The organism is Enterobacter soli, assembly GCF_964208575.1.
Lineage (GTDB): Bacteria > Pseudomonadota > Gammaproteobacteria > Enterobacterales > Enterobacteriaceae > Enterobacter > Enterobacter soli_A.
In genome coordinates this window covers 249182-268094 of the sequence record NZ_CAXOFU010000004.1, presented here as the reverse complement: position 1 = coordinate 268094, position 18913 = coordinate 249182, and the positions used below count along the sequence as shown (strand labels likewise).

Annotated in this window: 17 protein-coding genes; 9 read left to right on the top strand and 8 right to left on the bottom strand. The window is 56.0% G+C overall.

Translation table 11 applies throughout. The features are described from left to right. Positions 1–81 precede the first annotated feature (81 nt). The 3 genes from AB6V08_RS06080 to AB6V08_RS06070 all read left to right on the top strand — a co-directional run bounded on the left by AB6V08_RS06080 (position 82) and on the right by AB6V08_RS06070 (position 3147). A complete protein-coding gene (locus AB6V08_RS06080; protein ID WP_368541834.1) occupies positions 82–1128 on the top strand; it encodes a YeiH family protein in 1047 nt (348 codons plus the stop codon). Between the two features lie 64 nt (positions 1129–1192). Continuing rightward, a complete protein-coding gene (gene nfo, locus AB6V08_RS06075) occupies positions 1193–2050 on the top strand; it encodes a deoxyribonuclease IV (protein ID WP_368541833.1) in 858 nt (285 codons plus the stop codon). A gap of 2 nt (positions 2051–2052) precedes the next feature. After that, positions 2053–3147 carry a sugar kinase gene (locus AB6V08_RS06070; protein ID WP_368541832.1) on the top strand — a complete coding sequence of 365 codons (1095 nt, stop codon included), beginning with the start codon at positions 2053–2055 and terminating at the stop codon, positions 3145–3147. 18 nt (positions 3148–3165) lie between these two features. Here AB6V08_RS06070 and AB6V08_RS06065 read toward each other — a convergent pair whose 3' ends face one another. From AB6V08_RS06065 to fruB, 6 genes are all read right to left on the bottom strand, one after another. Beyond that, the gene (locus AB6V08_RS06065; protein ID WP_368541831.1) at positions 3166–4413 is read right to left on the bottom strand and encodes a NupC/NupG family nucleoside CNT transporter; all 1248 of its coding nucleotides are present in this window, start codon (positions 4411–4413) and stop codon (positions 3166–3168) included. A 94-nt stretch (positions 4414–4507) separates the two neighbouring features. Next, positions 4508–5443 (bottom strand): pseudouridine-5'-phosphate glycosidase, encoded by a 936-nt coding sequence (locus tag AB6V08_RS06060; RefSeq protein WP_368541830.1) that lies wholly within the window; start codon positions 5441–5443, stop codon positions 4508–4510. Next, the gene (locus tag AB6V08_RS06055) at positions 5431–6372 is read right to left on the bottom strand and encodes a pseudouridine kinase (protein WP_368541861.1); all 942 of its coding nucleotides are present in this window, start codon (positions 6370–6372) and stop codon (positions 5431–5433) included. Before AB6V08_RS06055 ends, AB6V08_RS06060 begins: the two co-directional genes overlap by 13 nt. 287 nt (positions 6373–6659) lie before the next feature. Continuing rightward, positions 6660–8354, bottom strand: coding sequence for a PTS fructose transporter subunit IIBC (gene fruA, locus AB6V08_RS06050; protein WP_368541829.1), 1695 nt, complete (start codon positions 8352–8354; stop codon positions 6660–6662). Between the two features lie 16 nt (positions 8355–8370). Beyond that, entirely contained in the window at positions 8371–9309 is a 939-nt protein-coding gene (gene fruK / locus AB6V08_RS06045; RefSeq protein WP_368541828.1) for a 1-phosphofructokinase, read from the bottom strand. Continuing rightward, complete coding sequence (gene fruB, locus AB6V08_RS06040) at positions 9309–10439, bottom strand: fused PTS fructose transporter subunit IIA/HPr protein (RefSeq protein WP_368541827.1); 1131 nt, start codon at positions 10437–10439, stop codon at positions 9309–9311. Before fruB ends, fruK begins: the two co-directional genes overlap by 1 nt. A 369-nt stretch (positions 10440–10808) precedes the next feature. Between fruB and setB the strand changes: the two genes are divergently transcribed. Further along, positions 10809–11990, top strand: a complete 1182-nt coding sequence (gene setB / locus AB6V08_RS06035; protein WP_368541826.1) for a sugar efflux transporter SetB — start codon at positions 10809–10811, stop codon at positions 11988–11990. Here the strand turns inward: setB and AB6V08_RS06030 are convergent. Beyond that, positions 11987–12241, bottom strand: coding sequence for a YkgJ family cysteine cluster protein (locus AB6V08_RS06030; protein WP_368541825.1), 255 nt, complete (start codon positions 12239–12241; stop codon positions 11987–11989). The two genes, setB and AB6V08_RS06030, sit on opposite strands and share 4 nt — an antisense overlap. A 164-nt stretch (positions 12242–12405) precedes the next feature. Between AB6V08_RS06030 and yeiP the strand changes: the two genes are divergently transcribed. Further along, a complete protein-coding gene (yeiP, locus tag AB6V08_RS06025) occupies positions 12406–12978 on the top strand; it encodes an elongation factor P-like protein YeiP (RefSeq protein WP_023615955.1) in 573 nt (190 codons plus the stop codon). 114 nt (positions 12979–13092) lie between these two features. Here yeiP and uxuA read toward each other — a convergent pair whose 3' ends face one another. Then, a complete protein-coding gene (gene uxuA, locus AB6V08_RS06020; RefSeq protein WP_368541824.1) occupies positions 13093–14283 on the bottom strand; it encodes a mannonate dehydratase in 1191 nt (396 codons plus the stop codon). Positions 14284–14487: 204 nt separating this feature from the next. Between uxuA and AB6V08_RS06015 the strand changes: the two genes are divergently transcribed. From AB6V08_RS06015 to mepS, 4 genes are all read left to right on the top strand, one after another. Then, entirely contained in the window at positions 14488–15954 is a 1467-nt protein-coding gene (locus tag AB6V08_RS06015; RefSeq protein WP_368541823.1) for a mannitol dehydrogenase family protein, read from the top strand. A 122-nt stretch (positions 15955–16076) separates the two neighbouring features. Then, entirely contained in the window at positions 16077–17063 is a 987-nt protein-coding gene (locus AB6V08_RS06010; protein WP_368541822.1) for a GTP-binding protein, read from the top strand. Between the two features lie 34 nt (positions 17064–17097). Further along, positions 17098–17811 carry a phosphatase PAP2 family protein gene (locus AB6V08_RS06005; RefSeq protein WP_368541860.1) on the top strand — a complete coding sequence of 238 codons (714 nt, stop codon included), beginning with the start codon at positions 17098–17100 and terminating at the stop codon, positions 17809–17811. A gap of 416 nt (positions 17812–18227) precedes the next feature. Then, positions 18228–18797, top strand: a complete 570-nt coding sequence (gene mepS, locus AB6V08_RS06000) for a bifunctional murein DD-endopeptidase/murein LD-carboxypeptidase (protein ID WP_368541821.1) — start codon at positions 18228–18230, stop codon at positions 18795–18797. The last annotated feature ends 116 nt before the right edge of the window (positions 18798–18913 follow it).

Genomic DNA, 18913 nt, shown 5'->3' with positions numbered 1-18913 from the left:
TCAGATTAATTATAAATATATAATCAATTTTATTTTTAAGCCAGAGGGCCGTAACCTTTTAGCCAGAGAAAGGAGAAGGTTATGACAGATATCACCCTACACAATCATCGTACAGTGTGGCACTTCGTGCCCGGTCTGGCGCTCAGCGCCGTCGTGACGGGCGTGGCGCTATGGGGCGGCAGTATTCCCTCGGTCGCGGGCGCCGGTTTTAGCGCCCTTACGCTGGCTATTTTGCTCGGCATGGTGGTGGGTAACACCGTTTACCCGCAGATCTGGAAGGCCTGCGACGGCGGCGTGATTTTCGCCAAGCAGCACCTGCTCCGCCTGGGGATTATCCTCTACGGCTTTCGCCTGACTTTTTCGCAGATTGCGGACGTCGGCGTCAGCGGCATCGCCATTGACGTGCTGACCCTAAGCAGCACCTTTTTGCTCGCCTGCTTTATCGGGCAGAAGATCTTCGGCCTCGACAGGCAAACCAGCTGGCTGATCGGTGCGGGCAGCAGCATCTGCGGTGCCGCCGCGGTGCTGGCAACGGAGCCCGTAGTTAAAGCAGAATCCAGCAAGGTCACCGTGGCGGTCGCAACGGTCGTTATCTTCGGTACGCTGGCCATCTTCCTTTATCCGGCGATGTATCCGCTGGTCGCCCACTGGTTTACCCCGGAAACCTACGGCATTTATATCGGCTCAACCATGCACGAAGTGGCGCAGGTCGTGGCGGCCGGGCATGCGATTAACCCGGACGCCGAAAACGCCGCGGTGATTGCCAAAATGCTGCGCGTAATGATGCTGGCTCCGTTCCTGATTTTCCTGGCAGCGCGCGTTAAGCAGCTTGCCCCGGCGGGCAGCAGCCAGAAAAACAAAATCACCATCCCGTGGTTTGCCATTCTGTTCATCGTGGTGGCGATTTTTAACTCCTTCCACCTGCTGCCGAAAGCGGTCGTGGATATGCTGGTGACCCTGGACACGGTGCTGCTGGCGATGGCGATGGCGGCGCTGGGGATCACCACCCACGTTAGCGCGCTGAAAAAAGCCGGTGCAAAACCGCTGCTGATGGCGCTGGTGTTATTCATCTGGCTGATTGTGGGCGGGGGCGCCATTAACCTGGCCGTTCATAGCCTGCTGGCATAAACCATCTCGTCCTTCTCCTGTTAACCCGCTATCATAAGCGTTTCGGGTTAACAGGAGTTTTTTTATGAAATATGTTGGAGCGCACGTTAGCGCTGCCGGTGGCCTCGCGAATGCCGCCATTCGCGCCGCCGAAATCGAGGCGACCGCTTTCGCCCTGTTCACCAAAAACCAGCGTCAGTGGCGCGCGGCCCCGCTCACCGCGGAAGTGATTGATGATTTCAAAGCCGCCTGCGAAAAGTACCACTTCGGGCCTGGGCAAATTCTCCCCCACGACAGCTATCTGATAAACCTCGGCCATCCCGTTGAAGAGGCGCTGGAAAAATCCCGCGAAGCCTTCCTCGACGAAGTGCAGCGCTGCGAACTGCTGGGGCTGACGCTGCTGAACTTCCATCCGGGCAGCCACCTGATGCAAATCGACGAAGACGCCTGCCTGGCGCGCATTGCCGAGTCCATCAACATCACGCTGGACAAGACCAAGGGCGTGACGGCGGTGATCGAAAACACCGCAGGCCAGGGCAGCAACCTCGGATTTAAGTTTGAACATCTGGCGGCCATTATCGACGGCGTGGAAGACAAATCCCGCGTTGGCGTCTGCATTGATACCTGCCACGCCTTCGCCGCCGGGTACGATCTGCGCACCCCTGAGGCCTGCAAAGAAACCTTTGACGATTTCGAACGCATCGTGGGCTTCAAATACCTGCGCGGAATGCACTTAAACGACGCGAAAAGCGCCTTTGGCAGCCGCGTTGACCGCCACCACAGCCTGGGTGAAGGCAACATCGGCCACGATGCCTTCCGCTTTATCATGCAGGACCCGCGCTTTGACGGGATCCCGATGGTGCTTGAAACCATCAACCCGGATATCTGGGCCGAAGAGATTGCCTGGCTGAAAGCACAGCAGACTGAAAAGGCGGTTGCGTAATAATGAACGACAGAGAGAAGCAGATCCTCAAAATCCTGCGGCGTAACCCTCTGATCCAGCAGAACGAAATCGCCGATATTTTGCAGATCAGCCGCTCGCGCGTGGCGGCGCACATTATGGATTTAATGCGCAAAGGCGTGATCAAAGGCAAAGGCTATATCCTGACCGAGCAGGAATACTGCGTGGTGGTCGGCGCCATCAACATGGACATTCGCGGCGTGGCGGATATCCACTACCCGCAGGCGGCGTCTAATCCCGGCAGCATTCAGTGTTCCGCGGGCGGCGTGGGGCGCAACATCGCGCACAACCTGGCGCTGCTCGGTCGCGACGTGCATCTGATCTCTGCCGTCGGCAGCGATTTTTACGGTGAAACCCTGCTGGAGCAAACCCGTCAGGCGGGGGTGAATATCTCCAGCTGCATTCGCTTGCACGGGCACAACACCTCGACCTATCTGTCGATTGCCAACCAGCAGGAAGAAACCGTCCTGGCCATTAACGATACCCATATTCTGCAAAAGCTGACGCCGCAGCTGCTCAACGGCTCGCGGGATCTGATCCGTCACGCCGGCGTGGTGCTGGCCGACTGCAACCTGACGCCGGAAGCCATCGAGTGGGTCTTTACCATTGCCGATGATATTCCGGTGTTTGTGGATACCGTTTCTGAGTTTAAAGCCGAAAAAATCAAGACCTGGTATTCGCGCATCCACACCCTGAAACCGACGCAAAAAGAGCTGGAGATCCTCTGGGGTCAGCCGATTACCTCCGCTGACGAGCGTATCAAGGCGGTGAACTGGCTGCACGATCGGGGCATTGAGCACATCTACGTGTGCCTGAAAGATGAATCGGTGTTTTGCAGCCAAAAGAACGGCGAGCAGTTCCTGCTCTCCCCGCCAGCACACACGGTGGTGGACAGCTTTGGCGCCGACGACGGCTTTATGGCGGGGCTTATCTACAGCTTCCTGGAAGGGAGCGATTTTCGCGACAGCGCGAACTTCGCGATGGCCTGTGCCGCGTTATCCCGCGCCAGCGTCAGCATTAACAACCCGACCCTCTCCGCGGATAACGCGCAGTATCTGATCCAGACAGCCCAGGCATAGCGCCCGGGCTGCAGTTCATTACAACCCAATAAAGAAACCGGCTATCGTGGCGCTCATCAGGTTGGAGAGCGTCGCGGCGGCCAGCGCGCGCATGCCAAGCTGGGCAATTTCCGGCGCGCGCTGCGGCGCTATCGCGGAAAACGCCCCTACCACCACCCCGATGGAGCCGAAGTTAGCGAAGCCGCACAGGGCGAAAGAGATAATCGCTATCGTTTTGACGTCCAGCGCCCCTGCGGTTTGCAGATACGGTGAGAAGTTGAGGTACGCGACAAATTCGTTAATCGCCAGCTTTTGCCCAATCAGGCTTCCGGCAAGCGTTGCATCGCTCCAGTCAACGCCCATGATCCACGCCAGCGGTGCCAGCGCGTAGCCGAAGATGCCTTCAAGCGTTGCGTGACCAAACCCTAGCCAGCCGCTAACGCCGCCGATAATGCCGTTAATCAGCGCAATAATCGCAACGAACGCCATCACCACCGTGGCCACGCCCGCCGCGATTTTCAGGCCGGTCATCGCCCCGCTTGCCGCCGCTTCAATGATGCTTTTTGGCGGCGTTTCGGTGAACGACAGGTTTTCAAACGTGACCTGTGACGCTTCCGTTGCCGGACTGAGCATTCTGGCGAACAAGATACCGCCAGGAATCGCCATCAGCGACGCCGCCAGCAGGTAATCAATCGGCACGCCCATGCCCGCATAGCCGATCATCATCGACCCGGCGATAGAGGCCATCCCGCTACAGATAGCGGTGAACAGCTCGTTGCGGTTCAGGCGGTCGATAAAGGGTTTCACAATCGCCGGGATCTCGTTCTGCCCGAGGAAGATCGTGGTAACCGCGACAAAGGATTCAATCTTGCTGATGTTAAGCGCTTTCTGGAAAATCCCGCCAAGAATGCGGATCAGCAGCCCCATTACGCCGATGTAGTAAAGCAGGCTAATCAGCGCGGTGACAAAAATGATGGCAGGCAACACGCGGAAGGCGAAGATGAACCCCGCGCCGTCGAACAGCACGTCCATTTTTGGCCCCACCAGCGAACCAAAGATAAACGCGCTACCCGCATCGCTGTAGGACATGACCTTGTGAACCCCCAGCGCGGCCTGCTCTACCAGCCACTTACCCGGCGGGAAGTAAAGCATGATCCCGCCAATAGCGATTTGTAACACCAGCGCTGCGCCTACGGTTCTCAGGCTGATGCGCTTTTTGTTTACTGACAGCAGGAACGCAATTGCCAGTAATACCACCATCCCCACAACACTTCTTATGATGTCCATAATGAATTCCCTTCATGCCAGGAAACCCGGCGTAACCGCCAGGTTTTGGTATGTGTGACAGGCGTGGGCGACAGCTTTCTGCCCGACGGTTTTATCAGACGAGGCGTTGATACTCTTTCGCGATCTCGCAGGCCAGAATGGCGTTGTTGAACACCAGCTGAATATTGGACTTCAGGCTGTCGCCGCCGGTGAGATCCGCCACGCGCGCCAGCAGGAACGGCGTGCTCTCTTTGCCAACGATGCCCTGCTCTTCTGCTTCCTGCACCGCCTGGTCGATTGCCGCATTGATTTTCCCTTCCGCCATCGCGAACTGTTCCGGGATTGGGTTCGCCACCACCAGGCCGCCGTTCAGGCCGGTTTGCCACTTCACCGCCATCGCGCGGGCAATTTCTTCGGCGCTGTCCAGACGAATGCTCACCTCAAACGGGCTGGTACGGCAGAAGAAGGCCGGCAGCGCTTTGGTTTGATAACCAATTAGCGGCACGCCGAAGGTTTCTAAATATTCCGTGGTTAAACCGAGGTCGAGAATAGATTTCGCACCGGCACAAACGACGGTGACATTGGTGTGCGCCAGCTCCTGGAGATCGGCGGAAATATCAAAGGTATGTTCAGCACCGCGATGCACGCCGCCGATACCGCCGGTGGCAAATACCTTAATTCCGGCAAGGGCGGCAATAATCATGGTAGATGCAACCGTAGTGGCACCATTTTTCTTCGCGGCGACCACAAAGGGTAAATCACGACGGCTGACTTTGGTGACGCTATGCCCTTCACGACCCAGCAATTCAATTTCTTCTTTGCTCAGGCCAACTTTCATGACGCCGCCAATAATAGCAATCGTCGCCGGAACCGCACCGTGATTACGAATAGTTTGTTCAACTTCAATTGCCGTCTGCGCATTTTGCGGGAAAGGCATGCCGTGAGAAATAATAGTGGATTCGAGCGCAACAATTGGTTTATTTACTTTAAGCGCTTCCTGTACTTCCGGTGAAATTTGTAATAATTCAGCGTTCAGCATTAATTCAGACATTCTGTGTTCTCCACTAAGGATGTAACATTTTCAACAGATAAATCAGGGTTATTGGTATAATCACAGGCCAGCGCCATGGATGAACAACCCTGTGCAAATCGAACGGAATCAATAAACGAGCGGCCTTCAACCCAGCAGGAAACCAGCCCTGCCATCATTGCGTCCCCGGCGCCCGTGACGTTCACCACCTGGGTTTTAACCGGTAACGACCAGCCGCTTTCACCGTTTGCGTGGCTGTAATAAACCCCGTCGCCGCCCATACTCAGCACCAGACGCGTCAGCCCGTGTTCGTGGAACCAGGCGGCAACGTTCGCCACATCTTCCCGGCCAGAGAGGGTAATGCCGCTCAGCGTTTCGGCTTCAAGACGGTTCGGCTTCAGAGTGTGGATTTTGCTTAGCCGCTCGCGGATTTTGACGCACTTCCAGGCCGACACCGGGTCAACAAACACCGGCGCATCGCCCGCGTTTTCCAGTAGCCAGGCCAGCGTGTCTTCGCTGATATTACAGTCCGCCACGATAGCCGCCGCGCCGCGAATAAACGCCAGATGTTGTTCTAAAAACGCGACCGAAATATGTTCTGAAATTGACATATCGTTAATCGCCACCAGCATTTCGCCGGTATTATCGAGCAAGGATAAATAACAGGATGTGTTTTCCCCTGGCACCAGCAAACATTTATCAACATGCACGCCATGTTGACTGGTTTGTGCCAATAATGACTGACCGTAAAAATCGCTGCCCACCGCCGTAAGCAGCCATGAGTTTTTTCCAAGCAGCGCCAGATTATGTGCAATATTCCGCCCTACGCCGCCTGGCGTAAATTTTATTTTTCCGGGGTTTGAATCCGCATAATTTAATAAGGCATGAGAATATCCGGCAACATCCATATTTGCCGAGCCAATCGTTACTATGTATTCCTTTCCACGCATAGCACATCCTCTGGCAATAAAGCGCCATAACAATGAGTTCGTTAAGAATATTTACGACAACACCTAACAACTTTTAGAGCACGTGTTCACTTATGAACATGTGCTCATAATATGCGTGTTTTTAATAAAGTAAATCCGTCCGCAAGCGCGAAAGCGAATAGATATGAACAGAGTCACAATTTTTTAGAGATACAGTTCAGGCGGGGAAATAAAGTTGCGAGACAGTGCACAAAACGCAGGCATAAAAAAGGGCAGAGAAATCTCTGCCCTTAATGAGTGGGGTGAACTTAGGCGACTTTTGCCGCCGCAGCCGCGGCGTCCACTTCCGGACGTTTCAGTACGGCATAGGACAGGCCCGCCACCAGCGTACCGGCGATAATCGCCAGCAGATATCCCAGAACCGGCGTGATCGCGCCAGGGATCAGCAGAACGAACAGGCCGCCGTGAGGTGCCATCAGCTTCGCGCCAATCGCCATAGAGATAGCGCCGGTTACCGCGCCGCCAACGATGCAGCATGGCAGGACGCGCATTGGATCGCGCGCCGCGAACGGAATCGCACCTTCGGTGATGAAGCACAGACCCAGCACCAGCGCGGCTTTACCGCCTTCCTGCTGCGCTTTATCGAACTTACGGCGCGCAATGATGGTCGCCAGACCCAGTGCCAGAGGCGGCACCATGCCCGCAGCCATGATAGCGGCCATTGGCGCATAGGTTTGGGTACTCAGCAGACCCACGCCAAAGGCGTATGCCGCTTTGTTCACCGGGCCACCCATGTCGGTACACATCATGCCACCCAGGATTGCGCCCAGCAGCACCGCGTTCGCCGTGCCCATGGTTTGCAGCCAGTGGGTCAGACCTTCCAGAATGCCCGCAACCGGTTTACCAATCAGGTAAATCATGGCCAGACCGACCACCAGGCTGGAAATCAGCGGGATGATAAGGATAGGCTTCAGCGCTTCCATGCTCTGCGGCAGCTTCAGCTTCGAGCTAATCAGCTTCGCAACGTAGCCCGCCAGGAAGCCCGCAATGATACCGCCGATAAAGCCAGAGCCGGTGCTCACCGCCAGCATACCGCCGATAAGACCCGGGGTCAGACCCGGACGGTCAGCGATGGAGAAAGCGATAAAACCAGCCAGAACCGGCACCATCAGCGCGAAGGCTGAACCGCCGCCAATCTGCATCAGCGCCGCTGCCAGCGTGCCCTGCTCTTTGAAAGCTTCGATACCGAACGCGAAGGAGAGCGCGATACACAGACCGCCCGCCACCACCATCGGCAGCATGTAAGACACGCCGGTCAGCAGGTGACGATACGCGCCCGCAGACTCTTTCTTACCTTCGGTCGCCGTCTGGGCTTTGCCCGTTGCCTGATACGGCTTGGCTTCCGCCAGCGCTTTATCAAACTCCTGCGCCGTTTTCTTCAGCGCGAGGCCGGTTGAGGTGCGGTACATCGGCTTACCGGCGAATTTCGCCAGATCCACTTCGATATCCGCCGCCACGATAACCAGATCCGCTTCAGCCACTTCTTCCGGGGTGATGGCATTGCCAGCGCCCACGGAACCGCGGGTTTCAACTTTTACCCACCAGCCGCGTTTTTTCGCTTCGGTTTCAATGGCTTCAGCCGCCATAAAGGTATGGGCTACGCCGGTCGGGCAAGCCGTAACCGCCACCACGCGTTTCGGGCCAGCTGCCGCAGCCGGAGCCGCCGCCGCAGGGGCGCTGTAGACAGACGCATGGCCTTTGGCTTCGCTCAGGAACAGCTCAGGATGTGCCACCGCGCGATTGATATCGCCCAGCCACACTTTTTTGCCGTTCAGGGCGCTATCCGCAGGAATTTTATCGCCCAGCACGATCGCCATTTCGGCATCGCCCGGATTATCGATAAAGTCCAGATGTGCTTTGCTTGCAGCCGCTCCCAGTAAGGTCTTCGCCATATAGGCGCGGGCCTGTCCAAGACCGGAATCAATGATCAGCAGCGTTTTCATTGTGCCTCTCCTGCTGTTAGTTAAAAGGTTTCAAGTCAACGCGCGCCATCATCGCGGCCAACTGGGGACGATCGGTAATGCCGACATTGCTTTGGCTCACGGCCAGGGCTGCAACGGCGGTAGCAAGACGTAACGTGTGTTCGCTGGATTCACGCATCAGCAGGCCGTAAATCAGGCCGCCAACCATGGAATCCCCTGCGCCAACGGTGCTGACAACGTCAACAGACGGCGGCTTGGCAATCCACTCGCCAGAGGCGTTAACCCACAGCGCGCCTTCTGCGCCAAGAGAAATCACCACGTGCGCAATACCCTGCTCGCGCAGCGCATGGGCAGCTTCAATCACATCTTTTAATTCTGGCAGCTTACGGCCGGCCCAGATCTCCAGCTCGCGGCGATTTGGCTTAACCAGCCACGGAGACGCCTTCAGGCCGGCAACCAGCGCGTCGCGGCTGCTGTCGAAAATGATGCACGGACACTGGCTGCGCAGTCGCGTCATCCAGTCGGTGAAGGCTTCCGGGCTGACGCCGGACGGCAGGCTGCCGCTCACGCAAACCATGTCGAACTGGCCCAGCCAGGTGAGGGAGTCAGCGACAAAACGCTCCCAGTCAGCCGGGGTCACTTCGAAACCGGAGAAGTTCAGGTCTGTCACTTCGCCATCTTTCTCAGTCAGCTTAACGTTGATGCGGGTACGGCCCTGCACCACCTGGAAACGGTTAGCAATGCCCAGCTCGCTGAACAGCTGCTGAAAACCGTCCTGATTATCTTTGCCGAGGAATCCGCCTACGGTGACATCGATACCGAGATCCTTGAGGACTTTCGCGACGTTAATCCCTTTACCGGCAGCATGCAGGCCGGTGGTACGCACGAGGTTGACTTCGCCGCGCTCAATTTCCGGGCAAAAACCGACCAGGTCGTAAGCCGGGTTCAGCGTAATAGTCGCAACACGTCTGCTCATTATGCGCCCTCCCCAAGACCGGCGGCGATGGCATCGCCAATCGCTTTCAGCGCCTGTTCAGCATCGGCACCCTGCGCGGTGAAACGCAGACGGTGGCCTTTTTTCACGCCCAGGGCGACAACCTTCATCAGGCTGCGGCCGTTAGCCGGTTTGCCTGAACCATCGAGGTTGGTCACGGTGATTTCGCTCTGGAATTGCTTGATGGTATTGACCAGCATCGTACCCGGACGGGCGTGCAGGCCGTGTTCGTTACGCACCACGAATTCTGCGTTCAGCACATCGTCAGTAAGCGCATCGTCGCTGGTCAGCAGGGCCAGCACGGTTGCGGCATCGGCCGTCAGCAGCTTTTCAGCTTTGTTGTTCAGCAGCAGGTCGCTCAGGCGCTTCAGCACGGCTACCGGCTGGTCGTCGGTCATGGCAACGGTCACCAGCATCGCGGCGCGTTCGCCTTCAACGTCGAAAGCGGTCGCAGCACGGCTCACGGCCACGGCGCTGCGCAGGTTGCCTTCAGCGCTGTCGTTCAGCCAGATGCCCTGACCGAGGTTCAGCGGTTTATCGTTGATGACGTGCGCCACAAACGCCGCATCGACCGCGCCGGCTTCTTTCAGGCGGCCAGCGTTCAGCGCCTGCAGGGTGACTAGGTCGGACGCAGACGCGTCCAGCGTCAGCGTGTCGTTGTCGAGTTTCAGCGCTTCACTCTGTTTTTCGCCCATCAGCAGCGCGCGCAGCTCTTCTGCGGTGGTTGCGGATTTCAGCTGTTCTGCCACGGAGTCATCGCTCAGCACGTGCGTCAGCTGGCGCAGCAGGCCTAAGTGTTCGTCGCTGCTGGCGGCAATACCGATAGCCACGTAAGCCACCTGGCCTTCACCCCAGACCACGCCCTCAGGGAACTGGTAAACCTGAACGCCGGTTTTCAGCACCTGGTCGCGGGTGTCGGTGGTGCCGTGCGGAATGGCGATACCGTTGCCAAGGAAGGTAGAGGTTTGCTGCTCGCGGGCAAGCATCCCGTTGACATAGCCGTCAGCCACGTTGCCGGCCTGTACGAGCGCGGCAGCAACCTGGCGAATGGCCTCTTCTTTATTCCCGGCGCGTTCGCCCGGGTGGATATCCTGAACAGATAACTGGAACATGGTTCTCCTCTCCTGCTGAACTTGAATCGTTTCAGCTTAACTGAGAAAAAATGCGCTAACCTGCTCCGTCAGTTAAAACAAGATAGCGCTGAAACGTTTCAAGAAGTCTTGCGCTTTCTGCTGAAGCTTGCAAGAAAAGTTACAAACTGCTGTTCAGAATTTAGAAGTGCAGCACATTTCCACAACCGTTGAACAACATTTGCTGAATCTGCAACGACGTCAGCAGATAACTTTCAGCAAGGTTCAGCTTGCGTTTTTGTTTTGAAATGCCATTTTGATTTTTTGTGGCGAATTTGATCCCGCTATCTGTTTATTTTCTGACAAGCGGCGTACACTCCGCGACACTCAAGCAATCACTGATATAGAAACATGCACAACACCCCCGCTGCCGCCTCACCAAAGCCATTTGATTTGACGTCAACGGCGTTTTTGATTGTTGCCTTCCTCACCGGGATTGCCGGTGCGTTACAAACGCCAACGCTGAGTCTGTTCCTGACTAACGAAGTCCATGCCCGCCCGGCGATGGTCGGCTTCTTCTTTACCGGAAGCGCCATCATCGGCATCCTGGTGAGCCAGTTTCTGGCCGGACGCTCCGACAGAAAAGGCGATCGCAAAAGCCTGATCGTTTTCTGCTGCCTGCTCGGCGTCTTTGCCTGCCTGCTGTTTGCCTGGAACCGTAACTACTTCGTTTTGCTGTTTGTTGGCGTGTTTCTGAGCAGCTTTGGCTCTACCGCTAACCCGCAAATGTTTGCCCTCGCCCGCGAGCACGCCGACCATACCGGGCGCGAAGCGGTCATGTTCAGCTCTATTCTGCGTGCGCAGGTCTCTCTTGCCTGGGTGATTGGCCCGCCGCTGGCCTACGCGCTGGCGATGGGGTTTGGCTTCACGGTGATGTACCTGAGCGCGGCGATTGCCTTCGTGGTGTGCGGCGCGATGGTGTGGTTTTTCCTGCCGTCGATGCGCAAAGAGCCCAAAGTGGCGACCGGTACGCTGGAGGCCCCGCGCCGTAACCGTCGGGATGCGCTGCTGTTATTCACCGTCTGCACGCTGATGTGGGGCACCAACAGCCTGTACATCATTAATATGCCGCTGTTTATCATTGATGAGCTGCACCTGCCGGAAAAACTGGCGGGGATCATGATGGGCACCGCGGCCGGGCTTGAGATCCCGACCATGCTGATTGCAGGTTACTACGCGAAGCGCTTCGGGAAACGTTTTCTGATGCGCATCGCGGCGGTGGCCGGACTGCTGTTTTACGTTGGAATGCTGACGGTTCATACCCCTGCGCTGCTGCTGGCGCTACAGCTGCTGAACGCCATTTATATCGGCATTCTGGCCGGGATCGGGATGCTCTATTTCCAGGATCTGATGCCGGGCCAGGCGGGCTCTGCCACCACCCTTTATACTAATACCACCCGCGTGGGCTGGATTATTGCGGGTTCGATGGCCGGAATTGTCGCCGAAATCTGGAACTACCACACGGTGTTCTGGATTGCACTGGCGATGTGCGTCCTGACCCTTTCCTGTCTGGCCCGCATCAAAGACGTTTAAGGCGCGGTGAGCGACTCTAGCTCAAGAAGATAGATCATCGCCTGCGCCCGCGTGCTGCCGCACATTTCAGCCGAGGGCTGCAGCCCGGCGCACACTTTCGGGCGCAGCGGTGAGCCAAAAATCATGCACAGGTTGGTTTCAGAAAGCTGAACGCAGCGCGTATTGGCAGGCTTGCCGTCAGGCATCCCGGGAATGGGGCTGGAAATGGACGGTGCGGTGCAACATGCGCCACAGTCCGGGCGGCAATCCATACGTGTTCTCTTTTGGCGATGAATGCCCGTGCAGCCGGGCGTGTGGCGCACAGTAACACCTTTTATGTATTGATAGCAAAAGCCGCGAATTCCGCTTGCCTGAAAGCCCGCGCGCGAGTAATTTGGCGCGATATTTTTGACCTTCCGTAGACAGGATTACTGCAATGCCAAGAGCGAACGAAATTAAGAAAGGTATGGTACTGAATTACAACGGCAAGCTGCTGATTGTGAAAGATATCGATATTCAGGCCCCGAGCGCCCGTGGTGCAGCAACGCTGTACAAAATGCGTTTCGCCGATGTTCGTACCGGCCTCAAAGTTGAAGAACGCTTCAAGGGCGACGATATCGTGGATACCGTGACCCTGACCCGTCGCTACGTTGATTTCTCCTACATCGACGGCAACGAATACGTGTTCATGGATAAAGAAGACTACACCCCGTACATCTTCACCAAAGATCAGATTGAAGAAGAGCTGCAGTTCATTCCTGAAGGTGGGATGCCAGACATGCAGGTTCTGACCTGGGACGGCGTGCTGCTGGCGCTGGAGCTGCCGCAGACCGTCGATCTGGAAATCGTGGAAACGGCACCGGGCATTAAAGGCGCGTCAGCAAGTGCGCGTAACAAACCTGCGACCCTGACCACTGGCCTGGTAGTACAGGTGCCAGAGTACCTGTCAGCAGGCGAGAAAATTCGTATCCATATCGAAGAAAAACGCTATATGGGCCGTGCTGACTGATTACGGCATTTGCCCGGGGCGCTACGCTTACCGGGCTAACGAAAAAAACCGGCCTCAGGGCCGGTTTTTGTGTTTTTGTAGGCCGGGTAAGACGAAGCCGCCCGGCAATTCCGGTTACAGAAGTTCCGGATACTTCGTCATTTTCAGCGCCAGCTCAACGCCGCGCACTTCTGCCATCCCTTTCAGGCGGCCAATGGCGGAATAACCCGGGTTGGTTTTCTTACGCAGGTCGTCCAGCATCTGGTGCCCGTGATCCGGACGGAACGGAATCGGACGCAAATCGCCCGCCGCTTTACGGCGCTTCTCTTCGCTGAGGATCGCATCCACCACCGCCACCATGTTCACGTCGCCGTTCAGGTGAGCCGCTTCGTGGAAGGTTTTCGGGTTGTCCTCGCGGCACGTTGCGCGCAGGTGCGTAAAGTGAATACGGTCGCCGAAGGTTTCAATCATCCGCACCAGATCGTTATCAGCGCGCACGCCGTAAGAGCCGGTACACATGGTGAAGCCGTTATAGATGCTGTTAACGGTTTCTTTAAGCCACTGCATATCTTCGATGGTTGATACGATACGCGGCAGGCCGAGGATCGGACGCGGAGGATCGTCCGGGTGAACCGCCAGGCGCACGCCCGCCTCTTCCGCAACCGGCACAATCGCGCGCAGGAAGTGGGCCATGTTTTCGCGAAGCTGGTTTTTATCGATATCGCCGTATTCAGCGAGGCGCGCGCGGAACTGATCCAGCGTGTAGCCCTCTTCTGCGCCCGGCAGGCCGGCGATGATATTGCGGGTCAGTTTTTCAATGTCGGCTTCGCTTGCCGCGTTAAACCAGGCCAGCGCTTGCTGCTGCTCTTCTGCGGTGTAGTCCGCGTCAGCGCCTTCGCGCTTAAGGATGTGCAGCTCGAACGCCGCGAACGCGATCTGGTCAAAGCGCAGCGCTTTTGAACCGTCCGGCAGCTGATATTCCAGGTCGGTACGCGTCCAGTCCAGAATCGGCATGAAGTTATAGCACACGGTGTCGATACCGCAGGCCGCCAGGTTACGAATGCTTTGCTGATAGTTAGCAATCCAGGTTTCACAGTCACCGGAACGGGTTTTGATATCTTCGTGAACCGGGATACTTTCCACCACAGACCAGGTTAAGCCTTTCTCCGCAAGCAGCGCCTGACGCGCTTTGATCTCTTCCACCGGCCAGACCTGACCGTTAGGAATATGGTGCAGCGCCGTCACAACGCCCGTCGCGCCAGCCTGACGCACATCATCAAGAGAAACCGGATCGTTCGGCCCGTACCAACGCCAGGTTTGTTCCATAGCCCACCCTCTTAAGTTGTTATACCAATATGTGTTAGTGCAATGACGACTACCATACATGTTTAATATGGAGGGTCAATATCTCACGCCACATTGATTGATCAAACTCACAGAACGGGGATATTTACGGCTCACCAATTTAATTTGTTGTCATATAACTTTACACTGCCATTGTTAATTAATGGTTAATCAGGTGTGTACTTAATGAAGACTATAGCCTCCACTTCGCTCCCCGCCCAGGTTCAGCAACCGCGCTACGACCGCCAGCAGCTGCGTTCGCGCATTGTGCATTTCGGGTTCGGCGCATTTCACCGCGCGCATCAGGCGTTATTAACCGACCGCGTGCTGAATGCGAAAGGCGGCGACTGGGGGATTTGCGAAATCAGCCTCTTCAGCGGCGATGTGCTGATGAGCCAGCTGCGCGCGCAGGACCACCTGTTTACCGTTCTGGAAAAAGGGGCGGACGGCAATCAGCCGATTATTGTCGGCGCGGTACGCGAATGCCTGAATGCAAAGCTGGATTCACTGGCAGCCATTATTGAGAAGTTTTGTGAGCCGCAGGTGGCGATTGTTTCCCTGACCATCACCGAAAAAGGCTATTGCATCGATCCGGCAACCGGAAAGCTGGATCTGCACAACGCGCGCATTATTCACGATCTGGAGAACCCGTCCGAGCCCCATTCGGCGCCGGGCATTCTGGTCGAAGCCCTGAACCGCCGCCGCGAGCGCGGCCTGCCCGCCTTTACCGTGCTGTCCTGCGATAACATCCCCGACAACGGGCATGTGGTGAAAAACGCGGTGCTGGGCATGGCGCACAAGCGCTCCGCCGCGCTTGCCGACTGGATAAGCGCGCACGTGAGCTTCCCCGGCACCATGGTTGATAGAATTGTGCCCGCCGCCACCGAAGAGTCTCTGGCGGAAATCACCCGCGAGCTGGGAGTGGAAGATCCGTGCGCCATCAGCTGCGAGCCGTTTATTCAGTGGGTTATCGAAGATAATTTCGTCGCCGGTCGCCCGGCGTGGGAAGCGGCTGGCGTGCAGATGGTGCAGGACGTTTTGCCCTGGGAACAGATGAAGCTGCGGATGCTCAACGGCTCCCACTCGTTCCTGGCCTACCTGGGCTATCTGGCGGGCTATGCGCATATTAATGAATGCATGCAGGACGACGATTTTCGCGATGCGGCGCGCCGCCTGATGCTGGACGAACAGGCGCCGACGCTGCGCATCACCGATGTGGATCTGACGGCCTACGCCGACAGCCTGATCGAACGCTTTGCCAATCCGGCGCTACAGCACCGCACCTGGCAGATCGCTATGGACGGCAGCCAGAAGCTGCCGCAGCGCATGCTGGACGGCATTCGGGTGCATCTTCAGCGTGACAGCGCGTGGCCGCTGCTGGCGCTGGGCGTTGCGGGGTGGATACGCTACGTCAGCGGCGTGGATGACAGCGGTCGTGCGATCGACGTTCGCGATCCGCTCAGCGAAAAGATCAGCGCCATCGTTGAAGCCAGCAGCGATGAAAATCGCGTGGCCGCCCTGCTGACGCTTAATGAAGTGTTCGGCCAGGATTTAGCCCAGTCCCAACCGTTCGCTGACGCGGTCAGCCAGGCCTATCAGCGTATTGTTCAGCACGGCGCGCGTCAGGCCGTTATCGAAACGTTAAAAATTTAGCGATAGTTGCGTTTAAGGCGAACGGCAAACTGCTCCGTTCGCCCCCCCTCTTCTCATCGCGCTCTTTTTTCGTCAGGATGATGGATAATTGTTACAGCATCACACGATTATCTGGAGCGCACGTGACCAAAACCAACCTCATCACCGGCTTTCTCGGCAGCGGTAAAACCACCTCTATTCTTCACCTGCTGGCAAATAAAGATCCGGCGGAAAAATGGGCCGTACTGGTTAACGAATTTGGCGAGGTCGGCATCGATGGCGCACTGCTGGCCGACAGCGGCGCGATGATTAAAGAGATCCCCGGTGGATGCATGTGCTGCGTGAATGGTTTACCCATGCAGGTGGGGCTGAATACCCTACTGCGCCAGGGCAAGCCGGACAGATTGCTGATTGAACCCACCGGGCTTGGCCATCCAAAGCAGATCCTTGACCTGCTCACCGCCCCGGTTTACGAGCCGTGGATCGACCTGCGCGCTACCCTGTGCCTGCTCGACCCGCGCCAGCTGCTTGATGAAAAAGCCGTGAACAACGAAAACTTCCGCGACCAGCTCGCCTGCGCGGATATCATCGTCGCCAACAAGGCGGATCGCGCCACGCCAGAAAGCCAGGCCGCATTTGACGCCTGGTGGCAGCAGGCGGGCGGCGGGCGTCAGTATGTTCAAACCACTCAGGGCAATCTCGAGAGCGCCCTGCTCGATCTCCCGCGCCTGAACCAGACAGAACTCCCAGCCAGCGCGGCGCACAGCCACGGCAATAGCGTGAAGCAGGGCCTGGCGGCGCTGAGCTTGCCCGAGCACCAGCGCTGGCGTCGCAACCTGAACGGCGGCCAAGGCCATCAGGCCTGCGGCTGGATTTTTGATGCCGACACGGTTTTTGACACCATCGGTATTCTGGAATGGGCCAGACTCGCTCCGGTCGAGCGCGTTAAAGGCATTATGCGCACCCCGGACGGGCTGGTGAGGATCAACCGCCAGGGGGAAGACTTTTTCATTGAAACGCAAAATGTCGCGCCGCCGGATAGTCGTATAGAGTTAATTAGTGCGCTTAACACCGACTGGAACGCACTTCAGTCCAGCCTGTTGAAGCTTCGTTTAACTTTGGGCGGCTAACGTTGCCCCTGATTTCACTGCCTGCAGAATAATGATGACAACTCGATTTCCCCTGATTTTGCTGCTTAACGCCGCTGGCTTTGCGCTCTTTTTCTCCTGGTATCTGCCCGTGGATCATGGTTTTTGGTTCCCGCTGGACTCCGCGATTTTTCACTTCTTCAATGAAGCGCTGGTGAAAAGTCAGGCGTTTCTGTGGCTGGTGGCCATCACCAATAATCGCGCGTTCGACGGCTGCTCCCTGCTGGCAATGGGCGCATTAATGCTCTCTTTCTGGCTTAAAGAAGATAAAGCAGGCCGCAGACGTATTCTGATTATTGGTCTGGTGATGCTGCTTTTCGCGGTGATTATTAATCAGCTGGCGACCGCCATTATTCCGGTTAAGCGTTCAAGCCCGACGCTGTTTTTCACCGATATTCATCGCGTCAGTGAATTGCTGCATATTCCAACGAAAGATGCGTCCAAAGACAGTTTCCCGGGCGATCACGGCATGATGCTGCTTATTTTTTCCGCAATCATGCTGCGTTATTTCGGTAAAAAAGCCTTCGCCATAGCCCTGATTATTGTTGTGGTTTTTGCCTTCCCGCGGGTAATGATTGGCGCGCACTGGTTCACCGATATTGCCGTCGGCTCGCTTTCCGTTGCGTTGATTGCGCTGCCGTGGTGCCTGATTACGCCGCTGAGCGATCGTCTGATTGCCCTGTTTGACCGTTTTCTGCCGGGCAGAACGCAACAAATTAAAAACAAATAAATAACGTTAATTAACACCATCCATCAGGGATCATTTTCGATCCCTGCTGTTTTTTTCACTGTTTCCCGCCCGTGTTGTCATACTCCCGTCATCTTATTCGTGATAAAAATGAACGCGTTGCGCGATTTTTAACCTAAATTGACGGCATTTTGAGCAAATCGATTTATTCACTTTCTGTATCACTTTTTCTTATAAAAAAACGGTTATTTTTGCTCGCAATACCCCTTGCAATCGGTTACTCTCGAACTCGTTTTGCCCCATAGAGACAATTATTCTCACGGTGAATAAAATTGTGCGTTGTTCCACAAAATTGACCATAAAGAATTGTCTCATTGTGAACAGATAATTAGTCTCGTCACGTTTGGCATTTTTATAACGATATTTATCGTTAAGGACTTCAAGGGAAAATAAACAAAATGGTCAAATCTCAACCGATTTTGAGATATATCTTGCGGGGCATCCCGGCGATTGCAGTGGCGGTTCTGCTTTCAGCTTGTAGTACAACGAACACCGCGAAGAATATGCATCCTGAGACGCGTGTTGTGGGAATGGAAGATTCCTCTTCACTGCAAGCCTCTCAGGATGAATTTGAAAATATGGTACGTAATCTGGACGTGAAGTCCCGCATTATGGACCAGTATGCTGACTGGAAAGGCGTGCGCTATCGTCTTGGCGGCAGCACTAAAAAAGGCATCGATTGTTCCGGTTTCGTACAGCGTACATTCCGCGAGCAATTTGGGTTAGATCTTCCGCGTTCAACTTATGAACAGCAGGAGATGGGCAAGTCGATTTCGCGTACCAAACTGCGCACAGGTGATTTAGTCCTGTTCAAAGCCGGTTCTACAGGTCGACACGTTGGCATCTACATTGGTAACGACCAGTTTGTTCATGCCTCCACCAGCAGCGGTGTGACCATCTCCAGTATGAATGAACCTTACTGGAAGAAGCGTTACAACGAAGCGCGCCGCGTTCTGACCCGCAGTTAATCTGTCATGTTGCCGGTTATCCCTTGGCTGGTAACACGATAAAAAAAAGCACTGCTCCGGCAGTGTTTTTTTTTGCCTGTCACCCGAAATACGCTTAATGCTATTCCAGGCTATAG